The following is a 14,365-nucleotide window of genomic DNA, read 5'->3' as shown; positions in this document are numbered from 1 at the left end:
TCTTTGGGTTAAATTTTAGATTCTCAAGGTTATTCATTAAGTAATGTTACCCAGCCGTGATATCATTGGCCTTGGCCTGCAGTAACGCATCCAAACCAAATTTCTAGCCTGTGGAATTGTCAGATACTCCCCTTCAGCCCGGTGCCACCTCAAGCGAGAGTGAGCCAGTTGAATCGCAGATCTCTCAAGCAGGAGATTCGATGGATGACTTTTATCAATTCAAAAATGGCTTGATAATTTCATCTTCAGTTATAGCAGGGTTATTTTTTGGCCCTGTTTGGTGGGTGTACTCTCTGAAAGTTGCCAGCAGCTATTTGCTCGGTGCATCCGTCGGAGTGCTATACCTAAGGATTTTGGCGAAGAACGTTGAACAATTAGGAAGCGGGAATACCCAAGTCGGCAAAGGCCAGCTAGGTGTTTTTGTCATCCTCATTGTCGTGGCAGCTAAGTGGAATCAGTTAGAAGTCCTACCTGTTTTTTTAGGATTTCTAACCTACAAAGTTGGCATCCTCTTTTTCGTCTTGTGGTCTGCAGTTCTGTCGCCCTCAACTAATTCCTGAGAAATCGACAGAATGCCCCTATTTTTTTGCCTGAAGTTCCAACGAGGTTGGGCGTATTATGCATCACAGCAGCCTTCTGCTAGATTCTTTTAATTGGTTCACCACCTTGCCTTTAGCAAGTTTAGAGGTGGGTCAGCACCTATACTGGCAGATCGGTGGCTTAAAGGTTCATGGTCAGGTTCTGATTACATCCTGGATCGTCATCGGCATCTTAGTCATTGTGTCTGTGCTGGCAACCCGCAAGGTTGAGCGCATTCCTAGTGGTCTCCAAAATTTCATGGAGTACGCGCTAGAGTTTGTCCGTGATTTGACCAAAAATCAAATTGGCGAGAAAGAATACCGTCCATGGGTGCCATTCATCGGGACGCTCTTTCTATTCATATTTGTCTCCAATTGGTCCGGTGCTCTATTCCCTTGGAAGCTTATTAGTCTTCCCGAGGGAGAACTCGCAGCACCCACAAACGACATCAACACCACTGTCGCTTTGGCATTGTGTACTTCGTTTGTTTACTTTTACGCAGGATTTCGGAAAAAAGGTCTCGGTTACTTTCGCAAGTACATCGAACCCACTCCGGTACTGCTACCAATTGCGATTCTTGAAGATTTCACCAAGCCGCTTTCCCTTAGTTTTCGTCTGTTTGGTAACATCCTTGCCGACGAGCTAGTGGTTGCAGTTTTGGTGCTACTCGTTCCCTTAATTGTGCCTTTGCCTGTGATGTTGCTGGGACTATTTACCAGCGGTATTCAAGCATTGGTCTTTGCGACCTTGGCTGGTGCTTATATTCACGAGTCGTTAGAAGGTCATGGGGACGGAGAAGAGGCCCACTAACCTCAAAGTCAGGTTACTGATTCAGTAACCGATTGACTCCAAAATTAGTGGCTGGTGCAGGCATCTAAAGTCTGACAACCTGTGTAAGGTCTACCTTGTTGTTCTATTTCAAAATAAGGAAAAAAGCATTATGGATCCGTTAGTCGCTGCTGCTTCTGTATTAGCTGCTGCCCTGGGAATTGGCATCTCTACAATTGGCCCTGCTCTTGCTCAAGGTAATGCTGCTGGAAAAGCGGTAGAAGGGATCGCCCGTCAGCCCGAAGCAGAAGGAAAAATCCGAGGCACTTTGTTGTTGTGTTTGGCGTTTATGGAATCCCTAACCATTTATGGTTTGGTGATTGCCCTAGTTCTACTTTTCGCCAACCCTTTCGCCTAAATAGGTTAGTGAGGGACGTTCGCGTAACGTCCCTTCTCCGTTTCTAGTTGTATTGAATCTAGATGGCACTTCTTTAAGTGCTCATTACCTTCAGCTACAACTCCGACTTTTTCTGAATCTGACCCTTTTTTAGACTGAGCAAAACAATGTTTGATTTTAATGGCACGTTGCCATTGATGATGTTCCAGTTCTTTTTGTTGGTTGCTGTGTTGAACGCAGTGTTCTTCAAACCCCTCACTCAAGCGATTGATGAGCGAGATGGTTTTATTCGTACCAACAACACTGAAGCCCGTGAGCGTTTGGCTAAAGCCAAGAGCTTAACTGAGCAATATGAACAGGAGTTGGCAGGCACGCGAAAGCAATCACAACAAGTGTTGGCAGATGCTCAAGCCGAAGCCCAAAAAATTGCTCAAACACAAATCACTGAAGCCCAACAGCAAGTTCAAGCTGAAGTGATGAAAGCTCAAGCCGAACTCGAGTCACAGAAACAGTCTGCCTTTGGCGAATTAGAGAAGCAGGTTGATACCCTCAGCCAGCAAATTCTCAATAAGCTCTTAGGCTCAACCCTGGCATAAGCCATCACAGCACCGCAGTTAGGACTATAAACATGGGGATGTTTAATTGGCCGGCAAGCGCTGGCATGACTGGGTTTCCACAACTAGCTGAGGCTGGTGGTTACAGCCTTAACTTTGATATTCTGGAAGCCAATGTCGTCAACTTGGTAATCGTTATTGGATTACTCATTTATTTTGGTCGAGGCTTTCTAGGGAAATCCCTAGTTAAGCGACGAGAAGACATTGAAACCGCGATCTCCGAAGCTGAAGCCAATCAAGAAAAAGCTGCTGCAACCTTGGCAGAAGAGCAAGAGAAGCTTGCTCAAGCCCAAGCAGAAGCGAAAAAGATTCTGGCTAATGCCCAGACCAATGCAAGTAAAGCGAAAGAGCAAATCCTGGCTGAAGCGAAAACAGAGATTCAACGCATCAAAGATGCTGGATCTCAAGATACTTCTGCTAGTCAGGAACGTGCGATCTCAGAAATTCGACAGCGCGTTACCGCTATGGCCCTAGAGAAAGTTGAAGCTGATTTGAAAAATCAGTTAGGGAATAATGAATCCGCCCAGCGGAAATTAGTCGATCAAAGTATTGCCTTGCTAGGAGGCAACTCATGACACAAAGCATGGTTAGCTCCAAAATTGTTGAACCCTATGCCGAGGCGTTAATGTCTGTGGCTCAAAGCAACAACCTCACCAACCAGATTGGTGAAGATATTAGCTTTGTCCTCAGTCTGTTGGAAACCTCTACTGACCTGAAAGATTTCTTGGTCAATCCACTGACCCCCGCCGATGCTCAGAAGGCCGTTCTTCGGCAGTTAGCTGAATCGCGGGTTCAGAAGCAATTCTTCAATTTTTTGCTGCTCTTGATTGATCGACGACGCATCATCTTCTTAGAAGGTATTTGCAAGTACTATCAGACATTACTGCGCAAACTCAACAATACGGTTTTGGCAGAAGTGACCTCAACGGTGGAACTCACCAAAGAGCAACGTCAAGCCATCACTGAAAAAGTGAAACATATGAGTCAAGCGGCCCAGGTTGATCTTCAAACAAGTATCGATTCTGACCTCATTGGCGGTGTGATTATTAAAATTGGCTCTCAAGTTTTAGACGCCAGCATTCGTGGCCAGTTGCGCCGGATGAATTCTTCTATAACAAGCCTGTCTTAAGGTAATGGTAATTTTCTTGATTACCGCTTAAGTTGTTTGACCTCTACCCACATCACAAATTAGAGCAAGTCCCATGGTAAGCATCAGACCCGACGAAATTAGCAATATTATTCGCCAACAGATTGAGCAATACGATCAACAAGTCAAAGTTGACAATGTTGGTACCGTACTCCAAGTGGGTGACGGTATCGCCCGTGTTTATGGCTTAGAAAAAGCCATGGCCGGAGAACTCTTAGAATTTGAAGATGGCACTGTAGGTGTTGCCCTCAACCTGGAAGAGGATAACGTCGGTGTGGTGCTGATGGGAGACGGTCGCGAACTCCAGGAAGGGAGTACCGTTCGTTCAACTGGTAAAATCGCCCAAATCCCTGTGGGTGATGCCTTGGTTGGTCGCGTTCTAGATGCTCTAGCTCGCCCCATCGATGGTAAGGGCGATATGAACACATCTGAAACTCGCCTGATTGAGTCTCCTGCCCCTGGCATTATTGAGCGGAAGTCTGTGTATGAGCCCATGCAAACGGGCATCACTGCGATTGACTCCATGGTGCCTATTGGCCGAGGCCAGCGAGAGTTGATTATTGGTGACCGTCAAACGGGTAAAACAGCCGTTGCGATTGACACCATCCTCAACCAAAAGTCTGAAGATGTGATTTGTGTCTACGTTGCTATTGGCCAGAAAGCCTCTACCGTGGCTCAGGTAGTTGAAGTCCTGAGAGAACGGGGCGCCCTTGACTACACTGTTGTGGTTGCTGCTAACGCTAACGACCCCGCCACTCTACAATATTTGGCTCCTTATACTGGCGCAGCTATTGCTGAGTACTTTATGTACAAAGGCAAGCACACCTTGGTGATCTACGATGACCTCTCCAAGCAAGCTCAGGCCTATCGTCAGATGTCCTTGCTCCTCCGTCGTCCACCCGGACGTGAAGCCTATCCTGGTGATGTGTTCTATCTCCACTCTCGTTTGTTGGAGCGGGCTGCAAAGCTAAGCCCTGAACTGGGTGAAGGAAGTATGACCGCACTACCGATTGTGGAAACCCAAGCGGGTGACGTGTCGGCTTATATTCCTACTAACGTTATTTCCATTACTGACGGTCAGATCTTCTTGTCTTCTGACTTGTTTAACGCCGGTCTGCGTCCTGCCATTAATGCTGGTATTTCAGTGTCCCGAGTGGGATCTGCTGCTCAGATTAAAGCGATGAAACAGGTTGCCGGTAAGTTGAAGCTGGAATTGGCTCAGTTTGCTGAACTGGAAGCCTTTGCTCAGTTTGCCTCTGACTTGGATCAAGCGACTCAAAATCAGTTGGCTCGTGGAGCACGCCTCCGGGAAATTCTGAAACAGCCTCAATATTCTCCTCTACCTGTAGAAGAGATGGTTGCAGTGATTTATGCCGGTACCAATGGCTATCTTGATGATGTCCCTACAGATAAAGTGACAGAATTTGTCCAAGGGATGCGGGATGATTTGAAAGCCAACCACGCCAAATATGGTGACTTGGTCCGAGGCGAGAAGAAGATGGGTGATGAAGCCGAAGGGATTCTAAAAACAGCCATCGCTGATTTCAAGAAAGCTTTTATGGCTGCGGTCTAGGAGGGAATTATGCCAAACCTCAAATCGATTCGTGATCGCATTTCGACGGTCAAGAATACCAAGAAAATTACTGAGGCGATGCGGCTAGTGGCCGCCGCCAAGGTCCGACGTGCCCAGGAGCAGGTGACAGCAACCCGTCCCTTCGCTGATCGTTTAGCTCAGGTCCTCTATGGCTTGCAAGCTCGACTTCGATTCGAAGAAGTGGAATTACCGCTGCTGCGAGAACGGGCTCTAAGTAAAGTCTGTTTGTTGGTGATCACTGGAGACCGTGGTCTCTGTGGTGCCTACAACAGTAACGCCATTAAACGAGCTGAAGTGCGATCCAATGAACTGAAAGCTAAAGGGATTGACTATACGTTTGTCCTCGTGGGTCGGAAAGCGATTCAGTACTTTCAGCGCCGTGATCAGCCAATCTCAGCTACTTACGATGCTTTAGAGCAAATTCCTACGGCTCAAGAAGCCTCTGGTATTGCGGATGAACTCTTATCGCTGTATCTCTCAGAAACAGTTGATCATGTTGAGTTGATTTATACCCGGTTTCTTTCCCTGGTGAATTCTAAACCTGTGGTCCAAACCCTACTTCCTCTCGACCCTGATGAGTTGGTGGTGGCAGAGGAAGATGAGGTCTTCCGATTAACCACTCGAGGAGGTGAGTTTCAGGTGGAGCGCGAACGATTGGATCGATCTGCTCCCCAGGAAATGCCTTCAGATATGATCTTTGAGCAAAATCCCATTCAAATTTTGGATGCTTTATTGCCACTGTATCTAAACAACCAGCTACTGCGGGCATTGCAAGAATCAGCCGCCAGTGAATTGGCTGCTCGAATGACTGCGATGAACAATGCTAGTGATAATGCTTCTGATCTAATTAGTACCTTGACCTTGTCTTATAACAAGGCTCGGCAAGCAGCGATTACTCAAGAGCTGCTTGAGGTGGTCGGCGGTGCTGAAGCTCTGAACTAAAGGGTTTTACCCCGCAGTCTGACTGCTCTCTTGATCTAAGTGTTTATATTCCCCATCAGCCCTGGTTCAGTATCTGAATCAGGGTTTCCCCTATGGGCTGACTGTTTAGGATCTTTATGCCTGGGAAGTTGAGGTTAAATGGAGTGGAATCCTGGAGGCATTGAAGCCAGGGGGGAACCATTATATTTTGGGAGTTGTAGTGATGACTGCTGAAGAATTGTTGGAGCGTTATGCTGCTGGAGAAAGGGATTTCAGTGGAATTGAGTTTAAACGGGGTCTCCGACTTGAGGATGTCGAGTTGCCAGGTATCAACTTGAGTCAGGCTATTCTCTTTGGGGCTGAGCTGAATGGTACTAACCTGAGTCGGGCGAACTTAAATAACGCTAATTTGGGGAGTGCTTGCTTGGAAAGAACTAATTTAAGAGAAGCTAGCCTTATCCATACCATTATTTCCGAGGGAATTTTGGTTGAGGCCAATCTGAGTAGAGCCGATCTCAGCTTTGCTGATTTGGTTGAATGCCCTTTGAATGATGCCGATCTTACTGGAGCTAACTTGAATGGAACGATCTTGGGCTTCAGGCCAATACTTAAAGGGGCCAACTTGACTAATGTTGATCTGAGTCAATCCTGCATCGATATTCCAGATGGGATTGAAGATCATAGTTTGGAGAGAGCCATTTTCTGCAATACCATTTTGCCTGACGGGACTAAAATCATTAGCTTTATCTGAAGTATTTACAGCTAATAACGGTGCAACTAAAGAGGTTGAGGATTGAAATTAGAGAGTGTTTAACCCTGATTCAGAATTTGGATCAGAGTTTCTCCAATAGCCTTGCAGCTTAGGACCGTTGTACCTGGTGATTGAATATCCCCCGTCCGATAGCCTTGAGCCAACAAAGTCAACACAGCAGACTCAATTTTGTCCGCCGCTGCTGGCTGATCCAAGCCATAGCGCAACATCATCGCCACACTCAGCACTTGGGCTAAAGGATTGGCCTTATCCTGACCTGCAATATCTGGGGCAGAGCCATGGACGGGTTCAAACACCCCTGGACCGTCTGCTCCCAAACTGGCAGAGGGTAACATGCCGATACTGCCCGTGAGCATGGCGGCAATATCCGAGAGAATATCGCCAAATAGATTACTGGTAACGATGGTGTCGAACTGTTTGGGCCAGCGGACGAGCTGCATAGCGGCGTTATCCACGTACAGATGAGAGAGCTCTACATCAGGGTATTCGGATGACAATGCGGTGATGAGATCGCGCCACAGTTGCGACACTTCTAATACATTTGCTTTATCCACAGAACAGAGCTTACCACTCCGTTTTTGGGCGGTTTCAAAGGCGACTCGACCAATCCGATCAATCTCTGCCACGGTATAGGCCATTGTATTGACGCCCCGTTGCTCCCCCGTTTCGGTGCTAAACACCCCTTTGGGTGAGCCGAAATATATGCCGCCTGTTAGCTCTCGCACCACCATGATGTCCACGCCTTCAACCACCTCAGGTTTTAGACTGGACGCATCAATCAGCTGGGGCAGAATTTGGGCGGGTCTCAGATTGGCAAAGAGTTCTAGTCCTGCCCGTAATCCCAACAGCCCAGTCTCAGGACGGAGATGACGGGGCATTGTGTCCCATTTATAGCCCCCAATCGCAGCCAACAAAACTGCATCACTTTGTTTGCAGGTATCTAAGGTTTGTTTCGGTAGCGGGTTCTCTACCGCATCAATAGCGGCTCCTCCAATCAATGCCTCATTAAATTCAAAGGTCAAATTTTGCTGCTGCCCCACAACCTTGAGAATATCAACGGCCACGGCCATGATTTCAGGGCCAATACCATCTCCTGGCAACAACGTAATTCGATAGGTCTGAGTCATGATTGTTTCGATAGAAAGCACACAGGCTATCTATCATATGACGCAGCAACTCCTAACACCATAGAACTTGAAAATCTTCACGACTCAGTTCTTCTGGGTTGAAGAAGATTATTTCTAAGACCTTACAGCTTAGCGATCAGACGGCTCAGGAGTGGGTGGATCAAAAATCACATCTTCATAGATCGCCGCCATCTCTCCCTCGTAATTGATGCTACTCAACGTGAAGGTCTCACTGGTAGAGGTGTAGGTTTCCAAAACCCATCTACCTTCACTCCGACGAAAGCACTCAATTCGTTGCCGTTTAGCGTTGATTAACACATATTCTTGCAGACTCTCAAGGGACTGATAATCGGCAAACTTATCCCCCCGGTCAAAGGCTTCAGTGGAGGCCGAGAGGACTTCCACAATCAAGGAGGGAAATTGTTTGTAGGTTGCTGTTGCCTGATCGCGATCATCACAGGTGACCATGACATCAGGATAGAAAAAACGATTGTTCGGGTTGACACGCGCTTTCATATCCGACAAATAAACCCGACATCCAGACCCTCTAATATGATTGCGCAGACCAACCGCTAGATTAAGAGCAATGGTGACATGGGCATCTGATGCACCTGCCATTGCATAGACTTCACCATCCCGATATTCATGCTTAATGGGACTGGCTTCTTCGTAAGAGAGGTATTGTTCTGGGGAGAGATGGACTTGTTTTGGGGAGGCAACCATGATTTTTTTCTAGGACAATCAAGTTTGATCTCCTATTTAGAATAACGTGCCATCTTCTGGAGTGCATTTAGCAGTCACAAAAGTGGAGTCTTTGATGAGGTAATACACGGGCAAGGGTTGGTGTGATTGGACCCAGTGACCGGAGTGATAGTGATCATTGTTCCGTCTGTTGAAATCCCACACCCTGAAAGGTATATGCATCTGACAGGGGAGCAGCCCATGCCTCAATATCGACAAAATTTACCCCAATTATCGAGCGACGTTTTTTTGACGGACGGGGGGTTAGAAACCACCCTGATCTTTCATAAAGGTATCGATTTACCTGACTTTGCTGCCTTCGATTTATTGAAAGATAACCCAGGATATGAAGCCCTCTATGGGTATTTTCAAACCTATGCTCAGCTCGCTCAGACCTATGAAGTGGGCCTGATCTTAGAAAGTGCCACATGGCGAGCCAATTCAGACTGGGGCACCAAGCTTGGTTATGATGCAGCCGAGTTGGCCGCCATGAATCGGAATGCGATCGCACTTCTGCATACCATTCGCCAACAATACGAAACCGAAACCAGCCGCATGGTCATTAGTGGCTGTATCGGCCCTCGGGGAGACGGATATCAGGTCGATACCGCCATGACCCCAGCTGAAGCTCAGGTATACCATCTGCCTCAAATTGAAGCCTTTCGCGATGCCGAAGCCGATATGGTCAGTGCCGTCACCATGACCTATGCCGAAGAAGCCATTGGCATTACGAGAGCGGCCCACTTAGTCGGTATGCCTGTGGTTATCTCCTTCACCGTGGAAACCGACGGCAAGTTACCGACGGGGCAAGTATTGAAAGATGCGATCGCACAAGTCGATGCCGCCACGGGCAATGGACCTATTTATTACATGATCAACTGTGCTCATCCATCCCATTTCGATCATATATTTGCAACCAACGAACCTTGGCTGACCCGCATTCATGGACTTCGGGCCAATGCATCCACCAAAAGCCATGCCGAATTGGATGAAGCGGTAGAACTCGATGATGGTAACCCCCAGGAACTGGGTCAGCAATATTTAAATTTAAGTGATGCCTTACCTAACCTGAATGTCCTAGGGGGATGTTGCGGGACCGACCATCGACATATTGAAGCGATTTGCAAAGCCTGTCTACAGCCTCGTCCTACCGCCAAGTCATATTAAGCCGAGACCTTATTATTGTGCTTGAAATCCCCACGACAGGGAAAATCTTGATGTGGTAATCATAGAGGTGAGCTATTTCATTAACCTCAAGACATGAGTACAGATCCTTCCCTTCCTCAACTCCCCTACCTTCTCCGCTATAAAAGAGAGGTCGCCATTGTCTTTATGTTGTTGGGCGGGCTTAATATCGGTTTGGGAGTTTGGCTCTTGCTCTTAGGCAAGTTTTACTTCCCCCTGATCTTGGGATGCCTAATTGGCTATATTAGCTTTGGCTATTTCACCAAACCCATGGCTACGATCCATCATGACCAAGTTGCTTTGTATAACATGTTGGGAAAAAAGGTCAGATCCTATTCCATCAGCACCTTGAGTGATCTACAGCTCCAGGGGCGGCAATTGTATGTTCAACAAGGAGACGCCCTAAAAAAAGTGAGACTGTCTCCTTGGATTATTCACACCAAAGACTGGCAAACGCTGGAGACCGTTCTGCGATCGCAGCCTCAACTCCAGGCTAAATAAGGTAACCGTTCTGTTGTTTTCTCGATCTTTTTGACCTGGCCTAACAATTGCCCACAGGCATCCCAGGTGCCAGATAGCATCATTTGCCGAGGGCCTTCGCCCATACTAATGGCATGGGAGACATCCCCCCAGGTCAGAGTCAGTGGATCTAGGTCAATTTTTACCGACGTTTCGGGATGCTGAGTCAGATGGGATTGTAGTTGTTGCACCACATCGGCAGCAGCCGTAACGCAAGGAATGCCAATCGCCACACAATTTCCAAAGAAGATTTCGGCAAAACTTTCCCCGACAATCGCTTTAATCCCCCATTTTGCAATCGCTTGGGGGGCATGTTCCCTGGATGAACCGCAACCAAAGTTGCCATTAACGACTAATACGCTGGCCCCTTGGAATTGTGGTAAATCAAATGGATGCTGTCCACCCGTTTGCTGGCGATCATCCGCAAAGACCTGTTGTCCCAGACTGTCAAAGGTCACGCATCGCAAAAACCGGGCAGGAATAATCCGATCCGTATCAATATCGTTGCCAGTCAAGGGAATGCCAGTGCCACTATGGGAATGAATTTGGCTCATGATTTCGCTAAACAGATGAGGTTGGTCTTTATTCTGACATCATTTCTACCGATGACGAGAAAGAAATCAACGAGTAAACCTGGGAGGAGCCTGTCTCCTTCCGCTTTATTCTCGAGAACCAATACACCAGAAAAAGTTATCTATGTCAGCCTTGATCATCAAATATTGACAATATAGGCATGACCAATTAGTGATTTAGCCATACCTATATTGAGTCAATACCTAAGATCGGAACAGCCAGTAGATGTTCAAGTTTTTAGAGCAGAGAAGGACTAAGCCCCACCGTTATCCGTTCCATCAATTGAGAGAGCCCCCTAAATAAATAGTTGATGTAGCAACTGCATAAGAACATGCAGTTCATTAATGAGCTAAATTCTGCTAAGCAATTGATGCAGACGGCATATTCTTTCGCGAGCAAATCTTTCTCGGCCACTGCAGAGACCTGGCGACATGAATCTTTTAATCTCAATATTTCAACCGTATTTATAAGTATGAATCTATTCTTGGGTTAAGGAAATGTAGGCAGAGCATGAACTTTCTTAGATTAAATTTATACTTTTAGGGGAAAATACGTATAAAACTAAATTAGTAGCCGATCAATATAGAAGCATGTGCCTCTGGGCAAAGTCATGATTAACCGAGAATATTCGGAGGCTGTCCCATACTAAATTTGAAAAAAATATGGGGAACACTAGTTTTATGAGGCAGGGACACTAGCTAAACACATGTTAAAAGCATTTTACAAAGCTCAGGTCTATAAGAACGTGATGGAAGAGCTGGTCGAAGAAGAAATCGACCGGCAAACCCGCAACTTTAAACCTGAAACCGCCAAAGCTTTAAACCGCATTGACGTCGTATCCTATGCCCTCAATCGATTGCCACCCCTTTATGCTTCTAGTCAAGAAGGGGTCTATCGGCAAAAGCAGCGAGGGCAACAACAATTTGGGCAACGCCTACGGGCTGCCGTCCATCAATCCTTAAAAGTGGTTGCTCAGCAGCCCACGCGGGTGACGACTCCCCTTCTTCCTCAAGAGGAAGTCGAAGCAGAAATGCATATTGCCAGGATGGCCCTAGAGGAATTGGCTGATTCCATGACGGATCTAGAGTTGGACGGTTAAGTCTATTTAGCCTCTCTATCCGCTTGAATTGTGGTCACTGTTAAGTCGGACGACAGTTGGGTCAGTTTTTATGGCTCAGCCCAATCGTCGGATTACCCTACGCAAGAGATAAAAAGCAGGAAAGCAATTCTTGCAAAGACCCATGGCAAAATTGTCATGGGTCTTTTGAATTAGCCTATACTTTGCAATCACAAAAAAATATTTCTAGTTGATTTCACGGTGATCCGTTAAGACCCATACGGGGAACTATAAAGAGTAACGATCTTTAGTAAGACCGTTAACCTAAGTGGAAAAATACAGTTTGTAGAGCATATAGCAGGGATGACCTGAAGTCAGACAAAGGATAGAAACAGTTACAGATAATGTGACCCATAGAGAGCCAACAGAAGAGTACTATAGATTCTCTACTTGCTCTGAAATAAGGACTTTCTGAACATTCAGGTTGAGACATCTTCAACCATGAACAGAAATAACCGATTATTACTTAATGTGTCATATCCATATTTTCGTTAACGTAGATTTCTACACTTTTCTAAGTATTCTCTCAACTGAATGACTCCCACTGACTACCTATTTTCCTCTGTGTCATAAATGCAGAGTTCACCAAATCGTTGTGTGTTGAGAAGGAAGAACAATACCCATGGCAGCAACTATGAGTGGCAAAATCTCAAACAAGTTGAACGTAGCAGACTTGCTCAGCCAGCATGCTAATGCCAAAAAAGATGGTTGCTTAGTCGTTTCTAACGGCGCTATCAATTGGTTTTTTTATCTTGAAGAAAGCCAGTTAGTTTATGCGACCTACTCGGCTGACCCCCTGGACCTGTTAGATAACCATTTGCGACGGCTCAGTCGTCAGGTTCCTTCCCTCAACAGCGAAGTACGGACTCAAGTCAGAATTAACTTTAACGGCGACTCCTCCGAGCAGATTTGCCCTGATTATCAAGCCATTTCTTGGTTAGTGAGAACCAACCAGCTAAAGCCTGCCGAAGCTGCAACCTTGGTAGAAGGCATTGTCATCGAGATTCTAGAGTCCTATTTGTTGGTCTCTGAAGGAACCTATAAGTTTTTACCTAAGTCGGCTCACCTTCCTGTTTATACCAAGCAGACCATCCCCCCCTTACTGCAAAAATGTCAGAAACGTTTGAATGCCTGGCAAGCTTTAGGGCCAATGGTTTGGTCCCCCCATCAGCGGCTCTATTTTTCAGAGCAGAGTCCTGGAGCAGCAAAATTATCTCCGAGTAAAGTTCAACAGTTACAGAAAATTCTGCGAGGATTTAGCTTTCGCCACCTTGGGGTGCTACTCAACCTCGATGAACTCCAACTGGCCCAAAACCTCAACTCTTTGATTGTGGACAAAGTAATCTTATTGCAAGATCCACAACCCCCCTTTAATCAGTTACCTCGATTGGCCATCGGGGCGGTTGGCAATGCCCCTCAGGCCAGTGGTGCACAGTCCAATAGTGATGCTGCATTAGGAAATATTGGCACCAGCGAGATTGGCCAGAAGAGCTACACCATTGCCTGTGTGGATGATAGTCCTGCCATTCTCAATACCATTAATCGATATCTGCAAGATCAAAACGTTTCTGTTGTGATGATCAGTGATCCAGTGAAAGCCTTAATCCAAATTATGCGGGCTAAGCCGGATTTGATTTTGTTAGATGTCGGCATGCCTTGGGTGGATGGTTACGAGCTTTGTCGCCTGATCCGCAAGAATTCTCAATTCAAGAAAATTCCGGTGGTGATGGTAACAGGAAACACAGGGTTAATTGACCGGGCCAAAGCCAAAGTTGCTGGGGCCACGGACTATTTAACCAAACCGTTTACCCAAGCGGATCTTCAAAAAATGGTCTTTCGCCACTTGACTTGATAGATATCCTCAGGTGTATTTTGTCAGGAAAAGGGCACTCTGAAAGTGTCAGGTGAAACCATGGATTACCTTGATTTGTTTTAGGAGCAATAACAAATGAGAACTGTTTTAGTAGTGGATGATGGTCCGGCAGAACTAGAGCTAATTTGCAGTTATTTACGGGAAGGCGGTTATGCCGTTATCAGTACAACTGATGCGAAGGATGCCTTAGCCAAAGCAGAATCTCAGAAGCCCGATATTGTGGTGACTGATGTGGTGATGCCCGGAATGAGTGGCTTTGAACTCTGTCGCAGTTTGAAGAAGAATGAGGCGACCCAACAATTACCCGTAGTGATTTGTACCTCTAAGAACCAAGACTTAGACAAGCTCTGGGGTAAAAAACAAGGGGCGGATGCCTACATCACCAAGCCCTTTACCCGCGAAGATTTGCTCCAAGCTGTTCAATCTGTTGTTTAAGCA

General features: G+C 46.4%; 17 protein-coding genes. 14 read left to right on the top strand and 3 right to left on the bottom strand.

Annotation, left to right across the window (positions count from 1 at the left end):
- The first annotated feature begins 110 nt into the window (after positions 1 to 110).
- From HRE53_RS02530 to HRE53_RS02490, 9 genes are all read left to right on the top strand, one after another.
- On the top strand, positions 111 to 560 hold the full coding sequence (locus HRE53_RS02530; RefSeq protein ID WP_212662076.1) for an ATP synthase subunit I: 450 nt from the start codon (positions 111 to 113) through the stop codon (positions 558 to 560).
- A gap of 58 nt (positions 561 to 618) precedes the next feature.
- The gene (atpB, locus tag HRE53_RS02525) at positions 619 to 1,389 is read left to right on the top strand and encodes a F0F1 ATP synthase subunit A (protein WP_212662075.1); all 771 of its coding nucleotides are present in this window, start codon (positions 619 to 621) and stop codon (positions 1,387 to 1,389) included.
- Between the two features lie 130 nt (positions 1,390 to 1,519).
- A complete protein-coding gene (gene atpE / locus HRE53_RS02520) occupies positions 1,520 to 1,765 on the top strand; it encodes an ATP synthase F0 subunit C (protein ID WP_010468088.1) in 246 nt (81 codons plus the stop codon).
- A gap of 146 nt (positions 1,766 to 1,911) precedes the next feature.
- Positions 1,912 to 2,340, top strand: a complete 429-nt coding sequence (locus tag HRE53_RS02515) for a F0F1 ATP synthase subunit B' (protein ID WP_212662074.1) — start codon at positions 1,912 to 1,914, stop codon at positions 2,338 to 2,340.
- 32 nt (positions 2,341 to 2,372) lie between these two features.
- Positions 2,373 to 2,933, top strand: coding sequence for a F0F1 ATP synthase subunit B (locus HRE53_RS02510; RefSeq protein ID WP_212662073.1), 561 nt, complete (start codon positions 2,373 to 2,375; stop codon positions 2,931 to 2,933).
- Entirely contained in the window at positions 2,930 to 3,487 is a 558-nt protein-coding gene (gene atpH / locus HRE53_RS02505) for an ATP synthase F1 subunit delta (protein ID WP_212662072.1), read from the top strand. The genes HRE53_RS02510 and atpH overlap by 4 nt, the downstream gene beginning before the upstream one ends.
- Positions 3,488 to 3,560: 73 nt before the next feature.
- Positions 3,561 to 5,078 carry a F0F1 ATP synthase subunit alpha gene (gene atpA / locus HRE53_RS02500; protein ID WP_212662071.1) on the top strand — a complete coding sequence of 506 codons (1,518 nt, stop codon included), beginning with the start codon at positions 3,561 to 3,563 and terminating at the stop codon, positions 5,076 to 5,078.
- Between the two features lie 9 nt (positions 5,079 to 5,087).
- Positions 5,088 to 6,041 carry a F0F1 ATP synthase subunit gamma gene (locus HRE53_RS02495; protein ID WP_212662070.1) on the top strand — a complete coding sequence of 318 codons (954 nt, stop codon included), beginning with the start codon at positions 5,088 to 5,090 and terminating at the stop codon, positions 6,039 to 6,041.
- Positions 6,042 to 6,243: 202 nt separating this feature from the next.
- Positions 6,244 to 6,771, top strand: coding sequence for a pentapeptide repeat-containing protein (locus HRE53_RS02490; protein ID WP_235108943.1), 528 nt, complete (start codon positions 6,244 to 6,246; stop codon positions 6,769 to 6,771).
- Between the two features lie 59 nt (positions 6,772 to 6,830).
- On the opposite strand, the gene leuB is transcribed toward HRE53_RS02490, so the two are convergent.
- Together leuB and HRE53_RS02480 are read right to left on the bottom strand one after the other, a co-directional pair.
- Positions 6,831 to 7,919 carry a 3-isopropylmalate dehydrogenase gene (gene leuB, locus HRE53_RS02485; protein WP_235108942.1) on the bottom strand — a complete coding sequence of 363 codons (1,089 nt, stop codon included), beginning with the start codon at positions 7,917 to 7,919 and terminating at the stop codon, positions 6,831 to 6,833.
- Between the two features lie 129 nt (positions 7,920 to 8,048).
- Positions 8,049 to 8,642 (bottom strand): Uma2 family endonuclease, encoded by a 594-nt coding sequence (locus tag HRE53_RS02480; RefSeq protein ID WP_235108941.1) that lies wholly within the window; start codon positions 8,640 to 8,642, stop codon positions 8,049 to 8,051.
- Between the two features lie 219 nt (positions 8,643 to 8,861).
- Between HRE53_RS02480 and HRE53_RS02475 the strand changes: the two genes are divergently transcribed.
- Complete coding sequence (locus tag HRE53_RS02475) at positions 8,862 to 9,827, top strand: homocysteine S-methyltransferase family protein (RefSeq protein ID WP_235108940.1); 966 nt, start codon at positions 8,862 to 8,864, stop codon at positions 9,825 to 9,827.
- Positions 9,828 to 9,920: 93 nt separating this feature from the next.
- On the top strand, positions 9,921 to 10,346 hold the full coding sequence (locus tag HRE53_RS02470) for a hypothetical protein (protein WP_212662065.1): 426 nt from the start codon (positions 9,921 to 9,923) through the stop codon (positions 10,344 to 10,346).
- On the opposite strand, the gene leuD is transcribed toward HRE53_RS02470, so the two are convergent.
- Entirely contained in the window at positions 10,328 to 10,918 is a 591-nt protein-coding gene (gene leuD / locus HRE53_RS02465; protein ID WP_235108939.1) for a 3-isopropylmalate dehydratase small subunit, read from the bottom strand. The genes HRE53_RS02470 and leuD overlap by 19 nt on opposite strands.
- 725 nt (positions 10,919 to 11,643) lie before the next feature.
- Here leuD and HRE53_RS02460 point away from each other — a divergent pair.
- From HRE53_RS02460 to HRE53_RS02450, 3 genes are all read left to right on the top strand, one after another.
- Complete coding sequence (locus tag HRE53_RS02460) at positions 11,644 to 12,036, top strand: late competence development ComFB family protein (protein WP_010474433.1); 393 nt, start codon at positions 11,644 to 11,646, stop codon at positions 12,034 to 12,036.
- A gap of 640 nt (positions 12,037 to 12,676) precedes the next feature.
- Positions 12,677 to 13,906 carry a response regulator gene (locus tag HRE53_RS02455; RefSeq protein WP_235108938.1) on the top strand — a complete coding sequence of 410 codons (1,230 nt, stop codon included), beginning with the start codon at positions 12,677 to 12,679 and terminating at the stop codon, positions 13,904 to 13,906.
- A gap of 96 nt (positions 13,907 to 14,002) precedes the next feature.
- Positions 14,003 to 14,362: a response regulator transcription factor gene (locus tag HRE53_RS02450; RefSeq protein WP_235108937.1), complete on the top strand. Its 360-nt coding sequence runs from the start codon at positions 14,003 to 14,005 to the stop codon at positions 14,360 to 14,362.
- The last annotated feature ends 3 nt before the right edge of the window (positions 14,363 to 14,365 follow it).

Source organism: Acaryochloris sp. 'Moss Beach' (assembly GCF_021497025.1).
GTDB classification, from domain to species: Bacteria; Cyanobacteriota; Cyanobacteriia; order Thermosynechococcales; family Thermosynechococcaceae; genus Acaryochloris; species Acaryochloris marina_A.
The sequence above is the reverse complement of the archived record's forward strand: the minus strand, read 5'-3'. Positions and strand labels throughout refer to the sequence as shown.

Coding starts and splice junctions, on each gene's coding strand:
- leuB (WP_235108942.1), bottom strand. CDS start 7,919: ATGACTCAGACCTATCGAATTACGTTGTTGCCAGGAGATGGTATTGGC.
- leuD (WP_235108939.1), bottom strand. CDS start 10,918: ATGAGCCAAATTCATTCCCATAGTGGCACTGGCATTCCCTTGACTGGC.
- atpA (WP_212662071.1), top strand. CDS start 3,561: ATGGTAAGCATCAGACCCGACGAAATTAGCAATATTATTCGCCAACAG.
- atpH (WP_212662072.1), top strand. CDS start 2,930: ATGACACAAAGCATGGTTAGCTCCAAAATTGTTGAACCCTATGCCGAG.
- HRE53_RS02495 (WP_212662070.1), top strand. CDS start 5,088: ATGCCAAACCTCAAATCGATTCGTGATCGCATTTCGACGGTCAAGAAT.
- HRE53_RS02510 (WP_212662073.1), top strand. CDS start 2,373: ATGGGGATGTTTAATTGGCCGGCAAGCGCTGGCATGACTGGGTTTCCA.
- HRE53_RS02460 (WP_010474433.1), top strand. CDS start 11,644: ATGTTAAAAGCATTTTACAAAGCTCAGGTCTATAAGAACGTGATGGAA.
- HRE53_RS02450 (WP_235108937.1), top strand. CDS start 14,003: ATGAGAACTGTTTTAGTAGTGGATGATGGTCCGGCAGAACTAGAGCTA.
- HRE53_RS02475 (WP_235108940.1), top strand. CDS start 8,862: ATGCCTCAATATCGACAAAATTTACCCCAATTATCGAGCGACGTTTTT.
- HRE53_RS02455 (WP_235108938.1), top strand. CDS start 12,677: ATGGCAGCAACTATGAGTGGCAAAATCTCAAACAAGTTGAACGTAGCA.
- HRE53_RS02470 (WP_212662065.1), top strand. CDS start 9,921: ATGAGTACAGATCCTTCCCTTCCTCAACTCCCCTACCTTCTCCGCTAT.
- HRE53_RS02515 (WP_212662074.1), top strand. CDS start 1,912: ATGTTTGATTTTAATGGCACGTTGCCATTGATGATGTTCCAGTTCTTT.
- HRE53_RS02480 (WP_235108941.1), bottom strand. CDS start 8,642: ATGGTTGCCTCCCCAAAACAAGTCCATCTCTCCCCAGAACAATACCTC.
- HRE53_RS02490 (WP_235108943.1), top strand. CDS start 6,244: ATGACTGCTGAAGAATTGTTGGAGCGTTATGCTGCTGGAGAAAGGGAT.
- atpE (WP_010468088.1), top strand. CDS start 1,520: ATGGATCCGTTAGTCGCTGCTGCTTCTGTATTAGCTGCTGCCCTGGGA.
- atpB (WP_212662075.1), top strand. CDS start 619: ATGCATCACAGCAGCCTTCTGCTAGATTCTTTTAATTGGTTCACCACC.